Raw genomic sequence first — 19387 nt, 5'->3', positions numbered from 1 at the left:
GTTCTATCCCCTGGTTGTCCCGAATATTCATGATATGAACAGTCATGAAGCTGTAGGGAAGCGGGGAGGGATAACAAATGAAAGTTTCAAACGTCACCATGAGGCGGAGGCTGCTGTGGAGCTTGCTGATCCTGTGCCTGTTGTTCGCTGCTCTGATCGTGAGGCTAGCCTATGTGCAGCTAGGAAAGAGCAGCGAATTATCCGCCAAGGCCGAGGAGAACTGGCGCCGGGAAATTCCGTCAACGGCCAAGAGGGGCGAGATTCAGGACCGCAATGGGACGCCCTTGGCTTATAATATAAGCACGCCGACGATCATGGCGATCCCTGTTCAGATCAAGGAGCCCGAGAAAACGGCGAAGACGCTGGCTCCTCTGCTGGGTATGAGCGAAGACAAGATTATGAAGTCTATTACGAAGAAATCAAGGATTGAACGACTGCAACCCGGTGGACGCAAAATTACGATGGAGCTTGCTCAGAAAATTCGTGATTTAGAGCTGCCGGGTATCGTCGTTGCTGAGGACAATAAGCGGTTTTACCCCTACGGCGACCTGGCCGGGCACATTCTGGGCTTTACGGGCATCGACAACCAGGGCTTGACCGGGATCGAGCAGAGATATGACACCAAGCTGCAGGGGATTAACGGCAGCGTCTCCTACTTGTCCGATGCGGGGGGCAGGCTCATGCCGGGATCTTCCGAGAAATACGAGGAGCCCAGAGACGGCCTTAACCTCCAGCTGACGATCGACAAATCGATTCAGTCGATTATGGAGAGGGAGCTGGATCAGGCTATGGTTCAGTACCAGGCCCGAGGCGCCTGGTCGATCGCCATGAACCCGAAAACCGGAGAGATTCTGGGAATGGCCAGCCGTCCGGGATTTGAGCCGGCGAACTATCAGGAATACCCATCCGAAGTGTATAACCGGAACCTGCCGATCTGGATGACGTACGAGCCCGGTTCGACCTTCAAGATCATTACACTGGCGGCCGCCCTTCAGGAGAAGAAGGTGGACCTCAAGAATGAGCAGTTTTTTGATCCGGGATATATCAAGGTCGGGGGAGCCAGCCTGAGGTGCTGGAAGCGGGGCGGCCACGGCAGCGAAACGTTCCTGCAGGTCGTGGAAAACTCCTGTAACCCGGGTTTTGTCGTTCTGGGCCAGCGGTTGGGCAAAGATTCGCTGTTTAACTATATCCGCAATTTCGGATTCGGCTCCAAAACGGGCATCGATCTGAATGGAGAAGAGAACGGCATCCTGTTCAAGCCGTCCCAGGTGGGCCCGGTCGAACTGGCCACGACGGCTTTCGGACAAGGGGTGTCCGTGACGCCGATCCAGCAGGTGGCCGCCGTGTCGGCTGCCGTCAACGGGGGCAAGCTGTTTAAACCTTACGTTGCCAAAGCCTGGATTAATCCGGAGACCGGCGAAACGGTGAGCCAAACGAAGCCGACGCTGGTCAGACAAGTTATATCGGAGGATACGTCCAAGCAGGTGCGCGAAGCGCTGGAGAGCGTAGTGGCCAAAGGGACGGGCAGACCCGCTTTCATCGACGGATACCGAGTCGGCGGCAAGACGGGTACCGCCCAGATCGTCGTCAACGGCCGCTACTCCTCCACGGAGCATATCGTTTCGTTCATCGGCTTTGCACCGGCGGACGACCCGCAAATCGTTGTTTACACCGCGGTGGATAATCCGGCCGGTATTCAATTCGGCGGCGTCGTGGCGGCGCCGATTGTCCAGCACATTCTCGAGGATTCGCTGCATGTGCTGAAGGTGCCGGAGCGCAAGGATCAGCTGCCGAAAACTTATAAATACGGGGATACGCCGATCGACACCGTTCCTGACCTGGTAGGGGCAACGGTTCAAGATTTATATGAGGATCTGAACATGAATTTTACGCTGGCTAAGTCCGGTACCGGGAACACGGTCATCAGCCAGGCGCCCAAACCGGGCAGCCGGGTCGAGCGGGGGTCGACGATCCGGATTTATATGGGAACGGACGCTGACGTGAAGGATCATAGCGATGCGGACGAAGCGCAGGATGATCCGGAAGCGCCTCAGGACGGAACTGGCACACAGCAGAATGATGCCTCAACCCATAATTGATTGCGGCGATATTCGAGACTAATAGAACTAGAGTGAGGGATCAAGAGATGAAACTAAATGAACTGGGATCAGCATTAACGACGGCACAAATTATCGGAGACGGCGACATTACGATTACGAACATCCAGGTGGATTCGCGTAAAGTGGCGCCGGGAGACCTGTTTATCTGCCTCCCGGGCCACACGGTGGACGGTCATGACTATGCCGGCCAGGCTGCGGAACAAGGGGCGGTGGCGCTCGTTGTCGAGCGGAAGCTGGACATTGACCTCCCGCAGATCGTGGTCAAGGACTGCCGTTTTGCCATGGCCGTTCTGGCCGATGCGTTTTTCGGGTCGCCGAGCTCCCATATGAAAATGATTGGCGTGACGGGAACCAACGGCAAGACGACCACAACCTACCTCATCGAAAAAATGATGAGCGACCAAGGGGTCAACACCGGTCTGATCGGCACGATCCAGATGCGCTACGGCGGACGGACCTTCCCGATGTCGGGCACGACGCCGGAAGCGCTGGAGCTTCAGCGTTCCCTGGATGACATGACGGCGAACGGCGTAGAGTGCTGCGTGATGGAGGTTTCCTCCCATGCGCTGGAGCAGGGACGGGTAAAGGGTACCGACTTCCGTACTGCCATTTTCACCAACCTGACGCAGGACCACCTCGATTATCATAAAACGATGGAGGAATACCGCGCGGCCAAAGGCTTGTTTTTCGCCCGCCTGGGCAACAAATTCGCCCATCAGCCGGAGCAGCGCAAGTTTGCCGTGCTGAATGCGGATGATGAAGCATCCTCCTACTTCGCCAAAATTACGGCAGCCGAAGTCATTACATACGGTGTTGAGAACAGTGCGGACGTCCGGGCAACCGGCGTCAAGGTGACGGCGCAGGGAACTTCCTTCCATGTGGACACCTTCCGGGGCAGTGCCGATATCCAGCTGAGAATGGTCGGCAAGTTCAACGTCTACAATGCGCTGGCCGCCATCACCGCCGGCTTGCTGGAAGGCATTGAACTGGACAATATCAAGCGCAGCCTTGAATCGGTACCGGGCGTGGACGGACGGGTCGAATCGGTGGATGCCGGACAGCCTTTTGCCGTTATCGTCGATTACGCGCATACGCCTGACGGTCTGGAGAACGTGCTGAAGACGGTCAACGAATTCGCTGAAGGCCGGGTCATCACCGTGTTTGGCTGCGGCGGAGACCGGGACCGGACCAAACGTCCGATCATGGGCAAAATCGCGGCCAAGTACAGCGACTTCATTTTTGTCACATCCGACAACCCGAGAACGGAAGATCCGGAGCTGATTCTGAAGGACATCGAGCAGGGTCTGAAGGAGGACAGCGTTCCGCAGGAGCGCTACGAGATGATCGTGGACCGGCGGACGGCTATACAAAAGGCTATTGAAATGGCAAGCCCTCAGGATGTAGTATTGATTGCGGGGAAAGGTCATGAGACCTATCAAACCATTGGTACGACGAATTATGACTTCGACGACCGTGAAGTTGCCAAGGAAGCGATAAGGGGATTGGATAAGTGATTACGACGACTTTAGGCCAAATGGCCGCCATGTGCGGAGGAACACTCTCGCAGGAACAACACCGGGAGCTGCCGATTCAAGGCGTGTTTACGGACTCCCGACAAATAAAGCAAGGAAGCCTGTTCGTCCCGCTCGTCGGGGAACGTTTTGACGGACACGCTTATGCCGAATCCGTACTGAAGGACGGAGCGGGCGCGACGCTGTGGCAGCGCGACCGGGGCGAGGCGCCGGCGGGAGCTGTCATTCTTGTCGATGATACGCTTGCGGCGCTGCAGACCCTGGCTGAGGCCTATTTGGCGGAAGTAGGCTGCCGCGTAGTCGGCATTACGGGCAGCAACGGCAAAACGACGACGAAGGATATGGTGTATACCCTTCTGTCTACGACCTATAAAGTTCATAAAACCGGGGGCAATTTCAATAATCATATTGGACTGCCCTTAACCATTTTAGAGATGCCGGCGGATACGGAAATCGCCGTATTGGAGATGGGAATGAGCGGCCGGCATGAGATCGAGCGTCTCTCCCAAATCGCCCGTCCTGATGTGGCGGTCATTACAAATATCGGGGAAGCGCATCTGCTTCAGCTCGGTTCAAGACATGAAATCGCCCGGGCCAAGGTGGAAATTATCAGCGGCATGAAGCCCGGCGGCTTGCTGATCTACCATGGCGACGAGCCGTTGATTCCTACAGTGCTCGGCGAAGCCGAGACGGTGAAACCCGATGGGCTCCGGACCTTTACGTTCGGGTTGGATCAGAGCAACGATGATTACCCCACAGGGATGATGTTCCACAGCAAGGGGATTATTTTTACGTCACTGCTGCATCCGGAGGAGGGGCTGGATCTGCCGCTGCTTGGCCAGCATAACGTCATTAACTGCCTTGCAGCTCTCGCGGTGGCCCGCCATTTCGGCATAACTGAGGAGAACATCCGCACGGGACTGACCGGACTGCATTTGACCGGGATGCGGATCGAGCAAATCGTGGCGCCGAGCGGGCTGACCATTCTGAACGACGCCTACAACGCCAGCCCGACCTCCATGAAGGCCGCGATCGATGCGCTTCATAGTCTCAAAGGTTATCATCACAAGGTAGCCGTGCTGGGGGACATGCTGGAGCTTGGGCCGCAGGAGAAGGAGTTCCATGCCGAGATCGGGCAGTATGCCGCGGCGGACCGGGTGGATGTGCTGTACACGTACGGACCGTTGTCGGAGGAGACCGCTGAAGCGGCCCGGAAGATTCGTCCGGACCTGAGCGTATTTTCTTTTACGGATAAAGCTGAGCTGATCCCTCATCTCATCAAGCGCGTTCATGCCAAAGATGTGGTGCTCGTCAAGGCGTCGCGGGGTATGAAGCTCGAAGAAATTGTGGATGCTCTAGTTAAGGAAAACTTGCAGAAATAGCGCACGAGGGGGTGAATCCATGGACTATCAACTATTGCTGTTAACGATCGGCGTATCTTTTATTCTCGCGGTGATTGCCGCTCCGCTGCTTATTCCGCTGCTCAGGCGTATGAAGTTCGGCCAGCAGGTCCGCGACGACGGGCCGCAAACCCATTTGAAGAAGGCGGGAACGCCGACAATGGGCGGAATCGTCATTATTTTGGCTTTTACGCTTGCTTTTCTGAAATTTTCCGTCATTAATACGGATTTTTACGTGCTGCTCGTAGCCACACTTGGCTTCGGCCTGATCGGATTTCTTGATGATTATATTAAAATCGTGTTCAAGCGTTCGCTCGGACTGACGGCGAAACAGAAGCTTATCCTGCAGCTGCTCTTCGCCGCGATTATGTGTTACCTGCTCATCAAGAACGGCCACAGTACGGCGATCAGCGTGCCGGGAACGTCGTGGTCGTTTGACTGGGGCGGATGGTTTTATTATCCGTTCATCGTCATTATGATGATGGCCGTGACCAACGCGGTTAATTTCACGGACGGGGTCGACGGACTGCTGTCCGGCGTGAGCGCCATCGCTTTTGCCGCATTCGCCATCGTCGCCATGCAGGCGACCTCGCTGTCGGCCGCCGTTTGTGCCGCTGCCATGATCGGGGCGGTGCTCGGGTTTCTTGTATTTAACGCCCACCCGGCCAAAGTATTCATGGGGGATACAGGTTCGCTCGGCATTGGCGGAGCCATCGGCGGCATCGCCATCGTCACCAAAACCGAGCTGCTGTTTATCGTGATCGGCGGCGTGTTCGTCATCGAAATGCTGTCCGTCGTTCTTCAGGTCGCATCATTCAAGACCCGGGGCAAACGCATCTTTAAAATGAGTCCGATTCACCATCACTTCGAGCTGACCGGATGGTCCGAATGGCGGGTTGTCATGACCTTCTGGGCGGTAGGCATCGTGCTCGCGGGACTTGGACTTTACTTGAACAAGGGGTTGTAGAAGATGAAGCATCCAGATTCGTACAGGGGTAAAGAAATCGTAGTGCTCGGGCTTGCCCGAAGCGGCGTGCAGGTCGCCAAAGTACTGCACCAGGCCGGAGCGATTGTTACTGTGAATGATCGAAAGGAAAAGGATCAATGTCCCGAAGCCGGGGAACTGGAGCCCTTGGGAATCACCGTCATTTGCGGTGGTCATCCCGAGGGGCTGGTTCATCCCGGTATTTCTCTGCTCGTCAAAAATCCGGGGATTCCGTACACAGCTCCGCCGGTGCAGGAGGCGCTGAAGCTCGGGATCGAAGTGGTGACCGAGGTGGAAGTCGCCTATCACATCTGCGAGGCGCCGATTATCGGGATCACCGGCTCCAACGGCAAAACGACCACCACGACGTGGGTGGGCAACATGCTGGAAGCGGCCGGTATGCGTCCGATCGTCGCCGGCAACATCGGCACGCCGCTGTGTGAAGCGGCGCAGCATGCCGATGCGGGCAACTGGATGGTGACCGAGCTTAGCAGCTTCCAGCTGAAAGGAACGACGGATTTCCGTCCGCGTATCGGCTGCCTGCTGAACCTGACGGAAACCCATCTTGATTATCATGGCAGCATGGAAGACTATGCTTCTTCCAAAGCGAAAATGTTTGCCAACCAGAAAGAGGATGATACCGCGGTCCTCAATTGGGATGATTCTTACTGCCGCAGCCTGGTACCTTATATAAAGGCCAAGCTGCTTCCGTTCTCGGTGACGGAAGAACTGCAAGTCGGCGTGTATGTGAGCCCGCCTTATATTCCGGACACGGAAGACGACCTAGAGCGCAGCATCGTATACCGCGATTCGGACGGGCGGTCCCAGGTAATCATCCCCGTGAAGGAAATCGGTATTCCCGGCCGGTTTAACGTCGCAAATGCCGCAGCGGCCTGCGCGATCGCGATCGCAGCCGGCGCAGCACCAGACGGGTTGGCCGAACCTCTGGCTTCGTTCCACGGGGTGGAGCACCGCTTGGAGTATGTCAGAGACGTCGGCGGTGCTGCCTATTACAACAATTCCAAAGCGACGAACGCCAAAGCGACAGGAATGGCGCTCGCCTCGTTCCATCAGCCGGTCGTGCTGATTGCCGGCGGTCTGGACCGCGGCTCGGATTACATGGAGCTGATGCCGCTGCTGAGCGAGCACGTCAAGGCGGTTGTGGTGCTCGGCGAAACGGCGGATAAAATCGCGAAAGTTGCCGAAATGGCCGGATTAAAGCATATCCGCAAGGCCGATACTGGTGAGGACGCCGCCGCTGTGCTGCGTTCCGCGGTACAAGAGGCCGCAGCTCTCGCCGAAGCCGGGGATGTCGTTTTGCTCTCGCCTGCCTGCGCGAGCTGGGACATGTTTACCTCATATGAGGAGCGCGGACGCATTTTTAAAGAGGCGGTGCATAATCTTTAAGTAGGGGGGTGGATAAGCCCCTACTTCCTGGCAAAAGGTGGCCTCCTCATGAACAAGACACGACCGGCGCCGGATCTGTGGCTCCTTCTTTGTATTTTGGGCCTGCTGACGATCGGCATGATCATGGTATACAGTGCAGGCTCCGTACTGGGCTTTCACGATTACGGCGACTCATTCTATTTCGTCAAGCGACAGATGCTGTTTGCCGGACTCGGACTGGTCGCGATGTTTTTTACCGCAAATTTGGACTACCATGTATGGAAAAAATACGCCAAGGCGGGACTGATCATCTGCTTCGGGCTGCTCGTCATCGTCCTGATTCCGGGCATCGGCGTTGTGCGCGGGGGTGCACGGAGCTGGCTCGGGATCAGCTCCTTCGGCATTCAGCCCTCGGAATTTATGAAGCTCGGGATGATTCTGTTCCTGTCCAAGTGGCTGAGCAGCGAGAACTTCAACATTACGGCGTTTGGCAAAGGCCTGCTCCCGCCTCTCGGTCTGATTGGACTGGCCTTCGGGCTGATCATGATGCAGCCGGATTTGGGAACCGGTACGGTGATGCTTGGCGCGGCGATGATGATCGTTTTTACGGCAGGGGCCAAGCTGAGCCATCTGGGCTTTCTCGGGCTCGGCGGGGTAGCCGGCTTTGCGGGCCTGATCATTGCCGCGCCCTACCGGCTGAAGCGTATTACCGCTTTTCTTGACCCATGGTCGGATCCGCTCGGCGCCGGCTACCAGATCATCCAGTCGCTGTATGCGATCGGCCCCGGCGGACTCGGGGGGCTCGGACTCGGGATGAGCCGGCAGAAGTACAGCTACGTGCCCGAGCCCCAGACCGACTTTATTTTCTCCATCCTGGCGGAGGAGCTCGGATTTATCGGCGGTCTGATCGTGCTGCTGCTGTTCCTCGTGCTCGTATGGCGGGGGATGCGGGTGGCCATGACGATCCCCGACCGGTTCGGAAGCCTGCTGGCCGTGGGCATCATCGGCATGGTTGCCGTCCAGGTCGTCATTAACATCGGCGTGGTTATCGGCATGATGCCGGTCACCGGAATTACGCTCCCGCTGATCAGTTACGGAGGCTCGTCGTTAACTCTGATGCTGACCGCGCTCGGCATTTTACTTAATCTATCACGTTATGCGAGGTGAATACATTGCGCGTCGTATTATCCGGCGGCGGTACGGGAGGACATATTTACCCGGCCGTCGCTGTCGCGAGACAATGTGAGGCGGAAGATCCTGATTCCGAATTTTTATATATTGGCGGTACCCGGGGGCTGGAGAGCAAGCTCGTCCCCCAAGAAAATCTCCCTTTCGAAGCCATCGACATTACGGGGTTTCGCCGTAAGCTATCGATGGACAATGTGAAAACGGTTATGCGTTTTCTAAAAGGAGTCCAAACATCCAAGAAGCTGCTGAAGGAATTTAAGCCGGACGTTGTCATCGGCACCGGCGGCTATGTCTGCGGTCCCGTGGTTTACGCGGCTGCGAAGCTCGGCATTCCGAGCATCATTCATGAACAGAATGCCATCCCCGGGCTGACGAATCAGTTTCTGAGCCGGTACGTCAGCACGGTCGCCGTAAGCTTTGAAGGTTCCGAAGGCGCCTTTCCCAAAGCTAAACGGGTGATTTACACCGGGAATCCGCGGGCGACGACGGTTCAGACGGCGAACCGGGAAAGAGGTTTTGCCACCCTGGGCATTCCGATGAACAGCTCCGTCGTTCTGATTGTGGGCGGCAGCAGAGGTGCCAAGGCGATTAACGACGCCATGATCGAAATGGCCCCGCGGCTTGAGAAGCTGAAGCATATCCATTTCGTTTACGTGACCGGAGAAACTTATTTTGACCAAACGCGTGAGGATATCAGGAGCCGGCTTGGAAGCCTTCCTAATCATCTTCACGTTTTGCCGTATATTCATAACATGCCGGAAGTGCTTGCGGCGACATCCCTGATCGTCAACCGTGCAGGGGCTTCGTTCCTGGCGGAGATCACATCGCTCGGGATTCCATCCGTTCTCATTCCTTCCCCGAATGTGACCAACAACCATCAGGTGGCCAACGCAAGACAGCTGGAGAAGGCCGGCGCGGCCAAAGTCATCCTGGAGAAAGAACTGACGGGCAAGCGGCTCTATGAGTCCATTGAAGATATCATGATGAATTACAATCTGCAGCAGGAAATGTCCGCAAGCTCCCGGAGCTTGGGCAAACCGGATTCGGCCAAGGTGATCGTTGAAGAAATGCGCCGCCTGTCGCAGGGCCGCTGAAAGCCGTGGGCGATTGTCACACACGCGGTATGTACTACATAAGATACTCTATAATCGTGACAATCACCCATGGAATACCGGCACGGTTCTACGATCGGCCGCAGTATACCGGTCCACACCGCTTCTTTCCCGCTTAACGATAAAGGAGGATGCTTTGCGATGCAGCAGTGGAAGTCCCTACTGTCCGAAGCCCATGTCGGAACGATTCGCTGGAATGAACCTCTGGAGAGCTATACCACCTGGAAAATCGGCGGTCCTGCCGACGCGCTTGTCATCCCGGGCAGCGTGGAGCAGCTGGTAAGCCTGATTTCCCTGCTGCATGCGAATCAAATCCCCTGGCTGCAGATCGGCCGCGGCTCCAACCTGCTCGTTGCCGACAAAGGCTTTCGCGGCGTCGTGATTAAACTGGGCGGGGAGCTCGATCATGCCCATTTTCAGGGAAACCGGGTTACCGCCGGAGGAGGCTTCTCCCTCGTAAAGCTTAGTGTCCTGGCCGGAAAAGAAGGTTTAACAGGCCTCGAGTTTGCGGGAGGGATACCCGGAAGTGCAGGCGGTGCCGTGTATATGAACGCCGGAGCCCACGGATCTGATGTGTCACGCATATTCAAGTCCGCTGAGATTGTACTGGATACAGGAGAATTGGTGACTTACACTGCAGAAGAGATGGCCTTTGCCTATCGTCACTCCATCCTTCATGAGCGCAAAGGGATCGTGGCAAGAGCCGTGTTTGAGCTGCGGCCTGGAGACCGCAAGCAAATTGCGGAAGCGATGGCCCGCTTCAAAGAATACCGGCGCTGCACCCAGCCGCTGCAGATGGCCTGCGCGGGGAGCGTGTTCCGCAATCCTCCAGGCGATCATGCCGCCAGGCTGGTGGAGCATGCCGGTTTGAAGGGCAAACGGATCGGAGGGGCAGAAGTGTCCATGCAGCACGCCAATTTCATTGTAAACACCGGTCAAGCGACAGCAGAGGACGTGCTCACATTAATGCATCACATTCAGGAGACGATTCAAACTGAATACGGCATCGAACTGATGCCGGAAGTGTATGCGGTTGGTGAGCGGTAAACTCGGAGGTGATACATTGGACAAATTGGTGATTGAGGGTGGCAAAGCCCTATCAGGAACCATACGTATCCATGGAGCAAAAAATGCCGCATTGCCGATTTTGGCAGCAAGCTTGCTGGCCGCAGGCGAAGTTCGGCTGAATAATGTCCCCCGGCTGCTGGACATTGATGTGATGCTGGGCATTCTCGAAAGGATCGGCTGCAAGACGCTGCATGAGCAGGAGACGGTCACCGTGGATACATCGTCCGCCAATTCGTTTCATGTGCCGGAAGACTTAATGGGGCAAATGCGTTCCTCCATATTTCTGATGGGTCCCCTTCTGGCCAGGTTCGGCGAGGTTGCCGTTTATCAGCCGGGCGGATGTGCGATTGGCGAACGGAAAATCGACCTTCATCTGCGGGGGCTTCAGGAGCTTGGTGCGGAAATTGAGGAGAGAGATCAGCAAATTATTTGCAGGGCGCGCAAATTAACCGGTGCCGACATCCATTTGGATTTTCCCAGCGTAGGGGCTACCGAAAACATTATGATGGCGGCGGCCACCGCCAGCGGAACGACGACGATTTCGAACGCTGCGCGCGAACCGGAAATCCAGGACTTGGCCAACTTCTTGAACAGGATGGGAGCCAGCATTATCGGCGCGGGTACCGATACGATCACGATCCAAGGGGTTCAGCAGCTGACCCCGTGCACTTATGAAATTATTCCTGACCGGATCGTAGCCGGAACCGTCATGATTGCCGCGGCGGCGACGCGGGGGAACGTCACTTTGACGCACTGCAATCCCGCGCACTTGTCTTCGCTTATCCACGTGCTGAAGCGCGCTGGTGTTCAAATCAGTATTCTCAATGATATAATGAGCGTAAGCTGCATGAGCCGCCCCAAAGCGGTGGAACGGATCGTAACATCACCGTATCCGTCGTTTCCCACCGACTTGCAGTCCCAGGTCATGGTGCTGCTGTCGTTAGCCGACGGTTTCAGCGTCATGAAGGAGACGGTATTTGAAGGCCGGTTCAAGCATGTCGACGAGCTGACCCGTATGGGCGCGGATATTACAATCGACCTGAACAGCGCTTTTATCCGCGGGGTGCAGCGCCTATACGGGGCCACGGTTGAAGCCACGGACTTGCGGGCCGGCGCGGCGCTGGTCATTGCCGGTCTGGCTGCGCAGGGCAAAACGGTTGTGGAGCAGGTGCATCATATCGACCGCGGTTATGATCATATCGAAATGCTGTTCCAAAAACTCGGAGCGGATATACATCGGTTTACGCCGGTACCCAAACCGCTTGATTTAGCTAATTAACGCCACGCTTATCCCCTTCGTCAGTTGAAGGGGATAAGAGGCATTTTATGGAGAGTATCCTATGCCTAACGCCCAAATTCCTGTTTTAAAAGAAGACAAGCCTAAAAGAAAAGCCAGCAAACGTATTATTTGGATCCTGCTGCTGCTATTTATCGTGATCCTATCCGTTCTGTTCTTTCGTTCGACGATGAGCCAGGTCACGGAGGTTCATTTCAAAGGCAATACATTTACGACAAGGGACGAGCTGCTGAAGGCCAGCGGTATTCAGGTTGGCAGCCAGTTCTTCGGCGTATCTCCGTCCAAGGTGGAGAGCAGCCTGCTTAAGGTGAAATCGATCCAAAAGGCGACGGTGGACAAGCAGTTTCCGGGCGTCATTAACGTCACGATCGAGGAGTATCCTACCGTTGCGTACGAGCTTGCCGCGGAGGGGGATCTGCAGGCGATCCTTTCCAGCGGTGCGACGGTGTCGGTGAACAACACCGGAATCGCGGTAGAGAAGCCGATCCTGACGAAATGGAATGCCTCCGATCCGAACAAAGCCGCGCTCTGCAAAGTGCTGGGGCAAATTCCGAATGAACTGACCTCCGACATCTCGGAGATCATCCCGTCGCCGACGGAGTCCTTCCCGGACCGGATCAAGCTGTACACCCGCTCGCGGTTTGAGGTCATTACGGCCATCTCGCTATTAAAAGACAAGGTTGAATATCTTAACCAAGTCATAGAGACGGAAGAGCCGGGTATCATCACAATGCTGGAGGCTGATTCCTACGTTCCTTTCGAGCCTTCCGGCGAGGAAAACGGCGACCAAAATGCCACTACTCATGAATAGTAAAAAATGCTACAATTAAAATTACGGACAAGTATGAAATCTCCCTCTTTTTTCTTCTGATTTTGAAGAGATTCGTAACAAAGATTGGCAATTGAAAAATTTGTAGAAAAAAGAGGGAAAGAATCATGTATGTTGAATATGTAAAGTTGAGTGTCTTTTTACGCAGTTATTTTATAAAAACAGGAGGTGCCACGGTTGAGCAACAATGACATCATTGTTAGTTTGGACATCGGTACATCCAAAGTTCGTGCTATTATTGGGGAAGTTAATAATGGAACCTTTAATATTATTGGAGTTGGATCTGCCGACTCGGAAGGAATTCGCAAGGGTGCAATCGTAGATATTGACCAGACTGTACAATCCATCCGCAGTGCCGTTGACCACGCGGAGCGTATGGTCGGTATTCAAATATCGGAGGTCTATGTCGGCATTTCGGGGAATACTATCGGACTTCAATCAAGCCACGGTGTTGTGGCGGTATCGAATGAGGATCGGGAAATCGGCGAGGAAGACATCGAACGCGTGCTTAAGGCCGCTGAAGTTGTCGCTCTACCGCCGGACCGGGAAATTATTGATGTAGTTGCCAAACAATATGTTGTAGACGGGCTGGAGGGAATTCATGACCCGCGCGGCATGATCGGTGTCCGCTTGGAAGTGGAGGCCATCATTATTACCGGCGCTAAGACAGCCATACATAATCTTTTGCGCTGTGTGGAGAAGGCAGGACTCAAGATTAAGGATTTGGTCCTGATGTCTTTGGGAGCGGGCCAGCTGGCTTTGTCCAAGGATGAGAAGACGATGGGATCCGTTCTGGTCGACATCGGAGCGGGCTCAACGACGATTGCCGTGTTTGAAGCGGGAACGATCGCAGCGACATCCTCTTTGCCGATCGGCGGGGAATTCGTAACCAACGATATCGCTTACGGGTTGCGGACGCTGACCGACCAGGCCGAGAAAGTGAAACTGAAATACGGCTGTGCGTTAATGGCCGATGCCGCTCCGGACGTCACCTTCAAGGTGGTCCGCATCGGAAGCAATGTGGAGAAGGAGTTTACCCAGGAGGACTTGGCGGCTATCGTTGAGCCCCGGGTACAGGAAATTTTCCACCTGATCCGCGAAGAAGTGAAGCGTCTTGGTTACAGCGAGCTGCCTGGAGGTTATATTCTTACAGGCGGAACTGTTTCCATGCCTGGTGTGCTTCAGGTGGCACAGGGCGAGCTGGCGGCTTCGGTCCGAATCGCCGTGCCTGATTATATCGGGGTCAGAGATCCCGGATATACGAGCGGTGTGGGGGTACTGCACAACGTGATCCGCAACATTCGCGTACGCAGCACCAACAACACGGCGAGTGCCAATACCAGCAATGTGAAGAAAACAGTGAACCGACCGAAAGCGAATCCTGCTACCAACTCGGAGTCAGCTCAGAATCCGGGTATTATCGAACGGTTGAAGAAAATGTTCAGCGAATTCATCTAAGCAGGTTTTCCATATAACGTGGACGGGCCATCCATGCACAATGAGGGGGAGATGGGGAAATATGTTGGAATTTGATTTTGAAATGGAGAGCTTGGCTCAAATTAAAGTGATCGGTGTGGGCGGCGGCGGCAGCAACGCTGTAAACCGGATGATCGAGAATGGCGTGCAAGGCGTAGAATTCATTACGGTGAACACAGACGCCCAAGCATTGCATATGGCCAAATCGGAACACAAACTGCAAATCGGGGACAAACTGACCCGCGGATTGGGCGCAGGCGCAAATCCGGAGGTCGGCAAGAAAGCAGCCGAAGAATCCCGCGATTTGATTATGAATACGCTGAAGGGTGCAGACATGGTCTTCGTTACTGCGGGGATGGGCGGAGGTACCGGAACGGGTGCCGCTCCTGTCATCGCGGAAATCGCCAAGGAATGCGGCGCACTGACGGTCGGTGTGGTAACACGGCCGTTTACATTTGAAGGACGCAAGCGTTCCACCCAGGCTGTGCTCGGTATCGAAGCCTTAAAGGAAAAAGTCGATACACTTATCGTTATTCCGAATGATCGGCTATTAGAAATCGTTGATAAAAAAACACCGATGATGGAGGCATTCCGCGAGGCGGACAACGTGCTGCGTCAAGCGGTACAGGGCATTTCGGACTTGATCAAGGTGCCCGGCCTGATCAACCTTGACTTCGCCGACGTCAAAACGATCATGACCGAACGCGGTTCGGCTTTGATGGGGATCGGCATAGCGACAGGCGAAAACCGTGCAGCCGAAGCTGCACGTAAAGCGATTATGAGCCCGCTGCTCGAAACTTCGATCGAAGGCGCACTCGGCGTCATCATGAACATTACGGGAGGCGCGAATTTGTCGCTGTATGAAGTCAATGAAGCGGCGGAAATCGTTACCTCGGCATCGGATCCGGAGGTCAATATGATCTTCGGTGCTATTATTGAAGAGAGCATGAAGGATGAAATCAAAGTAACGGTCATCGCGACCGGGTTTGAGAACCGTCCTGTGCAGCAGCCTCAGGTGCGCAAGCAGGGAACACCGGCGCCGTCGGAACCTGCGGAATCGCGCAGCAACAACACGAACAATCTGCGTCCGTTCGGGAACCAGACAAGCAGCGATCAATTGGACATTCCAACGTTCCTGCGGAATCGTTCCCGTCAGAACAATAACGACTAAGGATGTCATTCCATCCGTCAAACACCCGCATTTCTTCGGAAATGCGGGTGTTTTTTTGTGGAAACGGGAATCCGTAGGAAACGAAACATCGCTGCTCAAAAAACTTTTGTGTGATCGGGCTCGGTCATTTCTGTCATCCGTGCCAGTGCCTGAAGGCGTTCCTCTTTACAGAGTTCATCATATGTCATTAAAGCCGGATGTAATACTTATAACAATTTGATGATAGATATGGGAGTGTCGAAACCCATTACAACGGCGGCTTACGCTTCTTTTTCCCCGAAACTTCCTCTATAAAAGAACGGAACTCGACAAAAAAAGTTCAGGAGTCCCTTCCAATTTTAGACAGACTTTGAACCGTATTGTTTTTATACTAATCACATCTCCCAAAAATGCTTAAGAGAATATCGGCGGTACCGTGTATGCGTTATGGATCCAATCATTCCATAAACATGAAAGGCGTCAGGCAGGTGATAAGCACTGATTGTGTATATTGATTTGATATTCATCACGAATCTGCTGATCGACGGTGCACTGCTCTGGCTTACAGCCTGGATGCGGAAGCTGAAGCCCCCGTGGTGGAGATTGATTGTGGCGGCTGTGGTGGGTGCCCTGTATGTCGTCATGATGTTTGTGCCGCAGCTCTCGTTTATGTATACCTTTTTAGTCAAGCTGGGTTTATCCCTGCTGATGTTATGGATAACCTTCGGTTTTGGAAGTCTTCAAAACTATATCCGGAATATGGGGGCCTTTTATATTATCAATTTTGCGGTGGCCGGGGGGATTATCGGGATACATTATTTGCTGCAAAATTCGGGAGAAATTTTTAACGGGATTTGGTTCACGGCTTCCGGCGGCATGTCGTTTGAGCTGAAGATCGGGTTCTGGTTTACCTTCATCGGGGTGTTTGGCATGCTGCTGTGGTTCAAAATGGTTCACTCGACCCGGAAGCAGCTGGAAAGCCGTTCCGTATTTATGGGCGAGGTCGCCGTCGAGATCGGCGGTCACCGGGTGACCTGCAGAGGGCTGCTGGATACGGGCAATCAGCTGAGCGATCCGCTGACGAGAACGCCGGTGATGGTCATGGAAGCTTCGCTGTGGGCGGACCGCCTGCCTTCGGGATGGTGCGAAAGACTGGCCGATGGAGAGCCGGACAAACTGGTAATGGAGCTGGAACATATGGATTTTGCGTGGCAGGACCGGCTTCGTCTCGTTCCCTATCGGGGGGTGAACCGCAGCGCCTCATTCATGCTGGCTATCAAGCCGGACACCGTTGAGGTTCGGATCGGCGACGGCGTCCATCGTTCCAGCAAGGTGCTGATCGGCCTGGACGGCGGGCAGCTGTCGGGCGACCGGTCGTATCAGGCCATTATCCATCCGAAGCTGGTTGAGGATGATGTCCAGAGTCCAGCAGCGGAGCCATTGGAAACGGCGGGTAACCTGTGATCGCAGGGGAAGGTCGAAGACCGTTTGCCTGCGGAAGACGAAACAGACGCTTACGAAGATCGTTTTCCTATGGAAAACTAATGCTTATGCTAACGATGAGAGTTTTCCTGCGGAAAACTAATGGCTTATGCTTACGAAGATCGTTTTCCTGCGGAAAACGTATAGGAGGATCAATTATGCGTGTGAAATGGAGATTGGTGGCGCAGCTGCAGTACTACAGATTCCTGTTTCTCTTAGGACTCAAAAGCGAAGAAATCTATTACATAGGCGGCAGCGAGGCTCTCCCTCCTCCCCTGACACGCGAAGAGGAAGAATATTTGCTCCAGCGGCTGTCCACCGGGGATGCGGCCATCCGGGCGATGCTGATCGAGCGCAATCTGCGGCTCGTCGTGTACATCGCCCGCAAGTTCGAGAATACGGGCATCAACATCGAGGACCTGGTGTCCATCGGAGCGATCGGTCTGATTAAGGCGGTCAACACGTTTGACCCGGAGAAAAAAATCAAACTGGCTACGTATGCCTCCCGCTGCATCGAAAACGAAATTTTGATGTATCTGCGGCGAAACAGCAAAATCCGGAGCGAGGTCTCCTTCGATGAGCCGCTCAATATTGACTGGGACGGAAACGAGCTGCTGCTTTCCGATGTGCTCGGAACCGAAAATGATACGATTTACCGGAACATTGAGGAGCAGGTCGACCGCAAGCTTTTGCACAAGGCGCTCGACAAGCTGACCGACCGGGAGCGAACCATTATGGAGCTGCGTTTTGGCCTTCAGGACGGGGAGGAGAAGACGCAAAAGGACGTGGCGGATATGCTCGGCATTTCCCAATCCTACATTTCCCGACTTGAAAAACGCATCATCAAGCGGCTGCGCAAGGAGTTCAACAAAATGGTCTAGGCAAAATTTTTATCAGGAATAAAATGACCCTCCAGGGAGATAATGTACATTAGTTTCTCCTTGGGAGGTATATCATCATGACCCGAAACAAAGTCGAGATCTGCGGTGTGGATACTTCGAAGCTGCCCGTCCTGACCAATGTGGAAATGCGGGAGCTGTTCCATGACTTACAGCAAAACAACGAACGTACAGCCAGAGAAAAGCTGGTGAACGGCAACCTGAGACTGGTGCTCAGCGTCATCCAGCGATTCAACAATCGGGGGGAGTTTGTCGACGATTTGTTTCAGGTGGGCTGTATCGGACTAATGAAAGCCATTGATAATTTTGATTTGTCTCAAAATGTGAAATTCTCAACCTATGCGGTGCCGATGATCATCGGGGAAATTCGCAGGTATTTGCGGGACAACAACCCGATCCGGGTATCCCGATCGCTGCGGGATATTGCGTACAAAGCGCTGCAGGTTCGTGATTCCTTAACGAATCAAAACTCAAGGGAACCGACGATTTTCGAAATTTCGGAAGTGCTGAACGTCCCCAAAGAGGACGTCGTCTTCGCACTGGATGCCATCCAGGACCCGGTGTCGCTGTTCGAACCGATTTACCATGACGGCGGCGACCCGATCTACGTGATGGACCAGATCAGCGACGACAAAAACAAGGACGTCTCCTGGATTGAGGAGATCGCGCTGCGTGAAGCGATGCAGAGACTGGGTCAGCGGGAAAAAATGATTTTGTCCATGCGCTTCTTCGAAGGCAAAACCCAGATGGAGGTCGCCGACGAAATCGGCATTTCCCAAGCTCAGGTATCACGTCTTGAAAAATCGGCCATCCAGCAAATGCAAAAGCACGTGAAATCGTGAATAGATGAAGTAAAGCAAGGCGGTCCGCGCTACGGGCCGTCTTTTTTTTATGGATGAGATGCTGACTGCTGCTCGGCTTCTGTCATGGGTCGTCAACTTAAAGCTCCGAGAAACCGTACACAAAGACCCTTCAAACCAACACGGAGAGGCTGAGTATTGCGGAGCATTTCGCTTCAAAACATGGGCATTTTGCCCGGCGCCGGCATATATTAATCATATATATTGAACGAGTCTGATGAATAGACTGCTAAAGGAGAGGAACATGTGAATCCAGAACGTTGGGCGGTGGACAGAAACATGAAAATATCCGATTTTCAAACGAAGGATGTCATCAACATCGTGGACGGCAAAAGGCTGGGGCAGATCAGCGATCTGGAGCTCGACCTCCGCCAGGGGCGGATCGAAGCGATCGTCGTCCCAAGCTACAGCAAGTTCAGGGGGCTGTTCGGAGGCGGCAGCGACCTGATCATTCCTTGGAGCAATATCGTCAAAATCGGATCGGATGTCGTCCTCGTCAAGATGGAGGAACTGCGGACGCTCCAGGACGAGAAGGAAGCCGCCTCCTACAGAGAGAGAACGGAGCAGGCGGACCGCCGCGGCTACCGGGATGTGTAAGGAAAG

Annotated in this window: 16 protein-coding genes; all 16 read left to right on the top strand. The window is 54.4% G+C overall.

Going from position 1 to position 19387, the window contains the following annotated elements:
- The first annotated feature begins 77 nt into the window (after positions 1-77).
- The 16 genes from KI379_RS19395 (at position 78) to KI379_RS19320 (ending at position 19381) form a co-directional block, all read left to right on the top strand.
- The gene (locus KI379_RS19395; RefSeq protein ID WP_212984442.1) at positions 78-2099 is read left to right on the top strand and encodes a stage V sporulation protein D; all 2022 of its coding nucleotides are present in this window, start codon (positions 78-80) and stop codon (positions 2097-2099) included.
- A gap of 47 nt (positions 2100-2146) precedes the next feature.
- The gene (locus tag KI379_RS19390; RefSeq protein WP_212984441.1) at positions 2147-3634 is read left to right on the top strand and encodes a UDP-N-acetylmuramoyl-L-alanyl-D-glutamate--2,6-diaminopimelate ligase; all 1488 of its coding nucleotides are present in this window, start codon (positions 2147-2149) and stop codon (positions 3632-3634) included.
- A complete protein-coding gene (locus KI379_RS19385; protein ID WP_306433689.1) occupies positions 3634-5034 on the top strand; it encodes a UDP-N-acetylmuramoyl-tripeptide--D-alanyl-D-alanine ligase in 1401 nt (466 codons plus the stop codon). Before KI379_RS19390 ends, KI379_RS19385 begins: the two co-directional genes overlap by 1 nt.
- Positions 5035-5053: 19 nt before the next feature.
- Positions 5054-6019 (top strand): phospho-N-acetylmuramoyl-pentapeptide-transferase, encoded by a 966-nt coding sequence (gene mraY / locus KI379_RS19380; protein WP_076169850.1) that lies wholly within the window; start codon positions 5054-5056, stop codon positions 6017-6019.
- A gap of 3 nt (positions 6020-6022) precedes the next feature.
- Complete coding sequence (murD, locus tag KI379_RS19375) at positions 6023-7444, top strand: UDP-N-acetylmuramoyl-L-alanine--D-glutamate ligase (protein ID WP_212984440.1); 1422 nt, start codon at positions 6023-6025, stop codon at positions 7442-7444.
- 48 nt (positions 7445-7492) lie between these two features.
- On the top strand, positions 7493-8590 hold the full coding sequence (spoVE, locus tag KI379_RS19370; protein WP_076169852.1) for a stage V sporulation protein E: 1098 nt from the start codon (positions 7493-7495) through the stop codon (positions 8588-8590).
- A 5-nt stretch (positions 8591-8595) separates the two neighbouring features.
- Positions 8596-9705, top strand: a complete 1110-nt coding sequence (murG, locus tag KI379_RS19365; RefSeq protein ID WP_212984439.1) for an undecaprenyldiphospho-muramoylpentapeptide beta-N-acetylglucosaminyltransferase — start codon at positions 8596-8598, stop codon at positions 9703-9705.
- 159 nt (positions 9706-9864) lie between these two features.
- Positions 9865-10770, top strand: a complete 906-nt coding sequence (gene murB / locus KI379_RS19360) for a UDP-N-acetylmuramate dehydrogenase (RefSeq protein WP_076169854.1) — start codon at positions 9865-9867, stop codon at positions 10768-10770.
- Between the two features lie 16 nt (positions 10771-10786).
- The gene (murA, locus tag KI379_RS19355) at positions 10787-12070 is read left to right on the top strand and encodes a UDP-N-acetylglucosamine 1-carboxyvinyltransferase (protein ID WP_076169855.1); all 1284 of its coding nucleotides are present in this window, start codon (positions 10787-10789) and stop codon (positions 12068-12070) included.
- A 61-nt stretch (positions 12071-12131) separates the two neighbouring features.
- On the top strand, positions 12132-12899 hold the full coding sequence (locus KI379_RS19350; protein WP_212984438.1) for a cell division protein FtsQ/DivIB: 768 nt from the start codon (positions 12132-12134) through the stop codon (positions 12897-12899).
- 195 nt (positions 12900-13094) lie between these two features.
- Positions 13095-14375 (top strand): cell division protein FtsA, encoded by a 1281-nt coding sequence (gene ftsA / locus KI379_RS19345; protein ID WP_076169857.1) that lies wholly within the window; start codon positions 13095-13097, stop codon positions 14373-14375.
- Between the two features lie 61 nt (positions 14376-14436).
- Positions 14437-15564 (top strand): cell division protein FtsZ, encoded by a 1128-nt coding sequence (gene ftsZ, locus KI379_RS19340; protein WP_076169858.1) that lies wholly within the window; start codon positions 14437-14439, stop codon positions 15562-15564.
- A 477-nt stretch (positions 15565-16041) separates the two neighbouring features.
- Complete coding sequence (spoIIGA, locus tag KI379_RS19335) at positions 16042-17007, top strand: sigma-E processing peptidase SpoIIGA (protein WP_212984795.1); 966 nt, start codon at positions 16042-16044, stop codon at positions 17005-17007.
- A 176-nt stretch (positions 17008-17183) separates the two neighbouring features.
- The gene (gene sigE, locus KI379_RS19330; protein WP_076169860.1) at positions 17184-17906 is read left to right on the top strand and encodes an RNA polymerase sporulation sigma factor SigE; all 723 of its coding nucleotides are present in this window, start codon (positions 17184-17186) and stop codon (positions 17904-17906) included.
- Positions 17907-17983: 77 nt separating this feature from the next.
- A complete protein-coding gene (gene sigG / locus KI379_RS19325; protein WP_076169861.1) occupies positions 17984-18766 on the top strand; it encodes an RNA polymerase sporulation sigma factor SigG in 783 nt (260 codons plus the stop codon).
- A gap of 297 nt (positions 18767-19063) precedes the next feature.
- Complete coding sequence (locus KI379_RS19320; protein ID WP_076170149.1) at positions 19064-19381, top strand: YlmC/YmxH family sporulation protein; 318 nt, start codon at positions 19064-19066, stop codon at positions 19379-19381.
- The last annotated feature ends 6 nt before the right edge of the window (positions 19382-19387 follow it).

Origin of the sequence: Paenibacillus cineris (assembly GCF_018333335.1) — a bacterium.
Lineage (GTDB): Bacteria > Bacillota > Bacilli > Paenibacillales > Paenibacillaceae > Paenibacillus_AQ > Paenibacillus_AQ favisporus.
Note: the sequence above shows the minus strand (reverse complement) of the source record. Positions and strands in the feature narration are given on the sequence as shown.

What these genes read in the sequence shown, in the direction of transcription:
- KI379_RS19395 (WP_212984442.1), top strand. Translation starts at nt 78, where the DNA reads ATGAAAGTTTCAAACGTCACCATGAGGCGGAGGCTGCTGTGGAGCTTG.
- KI379_RS19390 (WP_212984441.1), top strand. Translation starts at nt 2,147, where the DNA reads ATGAAACTAAATGAACTGGGATCAGCATTAACGACGGCACAAATTATC.
- mraY (WP_076169850.1), top strand. Translation starts at nt 5,054, where the DNA reads ATGGACTATCAACTATTGCTGTTAACGATCGGCGTATCTTTTATTCTC.
- murD (WP_212984440.1), top strand. Translation starts at nt 6,023, where the DNA reads ATGAAGCATCCAGATTCGTACAGGGGTAAAGAAATCGTAGTGCTCGGG.
- spoVE (WP_076169852.1), top strand. Translation starts at nt 7,493, where the DNA reads ATGAACAAGACACGACCGGCGCCGGATCTGTGGCTCCTTCTTTGTATT.
- murB (WP_076169854.1), top strand. Translation starts at nt 9,865, where the DNA reads ATGCAGCAGTGGAAGTCCCTACTGTCCGAAGCCCATGTCGGAACGATT.
- KI379_RS19350 (WP_212984438.1), top strand. Translation starts at nt 12,132, where the DNA reads ATGCCTAACGCCCAAATTCCTGTTTTAAAAGAAGACAAGCCTAAAAGA.
- ftsZ (WP_076169858.1), top strand. Translation starts at nt 14,437, where the DNA reads ATGTTGGAATTTGATTTTGAAATGGAGAGCTTGGCTCAAATTAAAGTG.
- sigE (WP_076169860.1), top strand. Translation starts at nt 17,184, where the DNA reads ATGCGTGTGAAATGGAGATTGGTGGCGCAGCTGCAGTACTACAGATTC.
- sigG (WP_076169861.1), top strand. Translation starts at nt 17,984, where the DNA reads ATGACCCGAAACAAAGTCGAGATCTGCGGTGTGGATACTTCGAAGCTG.
- KI379_RS19320 (WP_076170149.1), top strand. Translation starts at nt 19,064, where the DNA reads ATGAAAATATCCGATTTTCAAACGAAGGATGTCATCAACATCGTGGAC.